This is a genomic window from Inquilinus sp. (assembly GCF_039594555.1).
GTDB lineage: Bacteria > Pseudomonadota > Alphaproteobacteria > DSM-16000 > Inquilinaceae > Inquilinus.
Genome location: NZ_JBCNNF010000624.1, coordinates 1 through 2,757, shown reverse-complemented (window position 1 = coordinate 2,757; position 2,757 = coordinate 1). Strand labels below are relative to the sequence as shown.

The following is a 2,757-nucleotide window of genomic DNA, read 5'->3' as shown; positions in this document are numbered from 1 at the left end:
CCACCAGCAGCCACAGACCAAGCATCGCCCTGCTGATCGCCCTGGCCGATATCGGCGGGGTGTGGCCGCTGCAGCAGGTGACCGGCGCCCTCTCCGACCTGGCGGAGACCACGCTCGATCTCGCCGTGGCGCATCTCCTGTCCCGCGCCGCGGCGCGCGGCCTGCTGCGGCCTGAGGCGGTGGCGGCCCCGGACGCGTCCGGCCTGATCGTGCTGGGCATGGGCAAGCTGGGCGCGCGCGAGCTGAACTATTCCAGCGATGTCGACCTGATCATCCTGTACGACGCCGACAAGGTGCCGACCGACCGGCCCGACGATCTGGGCCAGACCTTCTCCCGGATGACGCGCGACCTGGTGCGGATCATGGAGGAGCGGACGGTCGACGGCTATGTCTTCCGCACCGATCTGCGGCTGCGGCCCGACCCCGGCGCCACGCCGCCGGCGGTGTCGCTGGCGGCGGCCGAGAGCTACTACACCAGCCTGGCGCAGAGCTGGGAGCGCGCGGCGATGATCAAGGCCCGGCCGGTGGCCGGCGACCGCGCCGCCGGCGACGAGTTCCTGGACTTCCTGACGCCCTTCATCTGGCGCCGCAACCTGGATTTCGCCGCGATCCAGGACATCCACGCGATCAAGCGGCAGATCCACCACCATCACGGCCATGGCACCGTCGCCATCGAGGGCCACGACCTGAAGCTGGGCCGCGGCGGCATCCGCGAGATCGAGTTCTTCGTGCAGATGCAGCAGCTGATCTTCGGCGGGCGCGAGCCGCAGCTGCGGCTGCGCGGCACCGTCGCCGGGCTTGCGGTGCTGGCCGAGGCCGGACGGGTCGACCGCGACACCGCCGCCAGCCTGGCCGAATGCTACCGCTTCCTGCGTCGGGTCGAGCACCGCATCCAGATGCTGGAGGACCACCAGACCCACGCGCTGCCGGCGGACCCGCGCGAGGTCGACGCGCTGGGCACCTTCCTGGGCTTTCCCGACCCCGCCACCTTCCGCACCACGCTGACCGACACGCTGCGGCTGGTCGAGAGCCGCTATGCCGAGCTGTTCCAGGAGGACCGGCCGCCGGAGGGCGCCGTCACCCTGGTCTTCGCCGGCGTCGACGACCATCCGGGCACGGTCGAGACGCTGCAGCGGCTGGGCTTCGCCCGGCCGTCCGAGGCGATCGGCGTGGTGCGCGGCTGGCTGCACGGCCGCTACCGGGCCCTGCGCAGCGAGCGGGCGCGCGGCCTGATCACCGGGCTGGTGCCGCGGCTGCTGTCGATCGTCGGCGGCACCGCCGACCCCGACGCCACGCTGCTGCGCCTGGACGGGTTCCTGGCCCGGCTGCCGGCGGGCGTCCAGCTCTTCTCCTTGTTTAACGTCAACCCCGATCTCCTTGATCTGCTTATCGATATACTCGGTTTCGGCGGCCGGATCGCGGATTATCTGACGGCCCATGCCGGCCAGCTGGAGGCGGTGCTGGCGCCGGGCTTCTTCAGCACCCTGCCGGGACGCGAGGCGCTGCAGGAACGGCTGACGGCGGAGCTGGCAACGGCGCGCGACTTCGAGGACATGCTGGACGTGCTGCGGCGCTGGACCAACGACCAGCGCTTCCGCGCCGCGGTGCACATCCTGCGCCGCCTATCCGAGACGCCGGCCTGCGCCGCCTTCCTGTCCGACGTCACCGAGGTGGCGCTGCAGGCGCTGGTGCCGCGGGTGGAGGCGGAGTTCGCGCGCCGGCACGGCCGCTTCCCCCAGGGCGGGCTGGCGCTGCTGGCCATGGGCAAGCTGGGCGGGCGGGAGATGACGATCCGCTCCGACCTCGACCTGATCATGATCCACGACGCCGGGGCGGAGCAGGAATCGGACGGCGAGAAGCCGATCAGCCCGATGGTCTACTACACCCGGCTGATCCAGCGCCTGGTCTCGGCCATCACCGCGCCGACGGCGCAGGGCGCGCTGTTCGAGGTCGACATGCGGCTGCGTCCCTCCGGCAATGCCGGGCCGCTGGCGACCAGCCTGGAGGCCTTCACCGCCTATCAGCGCGGCGATGCCTGGACCTGGGAGCACATGGCCCTGACGCGAGCCCGGGTGATCCATGCCGACGGGCCGCTGAGCGAGCGGATCGAGGCGGAGATCCGCTCGCTGCTGGCCCTGCCCCGCGACCCGGAGAAGCTGCGCCGCGACATCGCCGAGATGCGCGGCCGGATGGCGCGCCAGCGCGACACCGACGACATCTGGAATATCAAGCACTTCCGCGGCGGGCTGGTCGATGTCGAGTTCATCGCCCAGTATCTGCAGTTGCGCCACGCGGCCGAGCACCCGGAGATCCTGCACCAAGCGACGGCCGAGGTGCTGCGCCGCGCCGAGGCCGCCGGACTCCTGCCCGAAGACGAGGCGGAGACGCTGCTGCGGGCGCTGGCGACCTGGCAGCGGGTGCAGGCCTTCCTGCGCTTCGCCGTCGAGGACAAGTTCGACCCGGCGGAGGCGTCCGACGCCATGATCCGCGACCTGCTGCGTGCCGTCGCGGAGGACGCCGCCGACCCGCCGGAGGATCTGGACGCCGCCGCGGCCGGAATGCGGCGGCAGGCGGCGGAGGTGATGGCGGTGTTCGACCGCCTGATCGGACCGCCCCCGCCGCGGGAGGATGCTGCCGAGGGTTAGGCTCCGCAGCCGGCCCTCAGCCGATTCGTTTGATGTTGCCCTGGCCCTTGCTGCCGTCGTCCTTCGAGGTCTCGACCAGGCCGGCGTCGACGCGCTTCGAGAACTCGGTCTC

Annotated in this window: 1 protein-coding gene; it reads left to right on the top strand. The window is 71.8% G+C overall.

Annotated elements, in window-relative coordinates; genetic code table 11:
• The coding region (locus tag ABDW35_RS35155) for a bifunctional [glutamine synthetase] adenylyltransferase/[glutamine synthetase]-adenylyl-L-tyrosine phosphorylase (RefSeq protein ID WP_343718484.1) at positions 1-2,645 on the top strand (2,645 nt) is incomplete at its 5' end.
• Positions 2,646-2,757 lie beyond the last annotated feature (112 nt).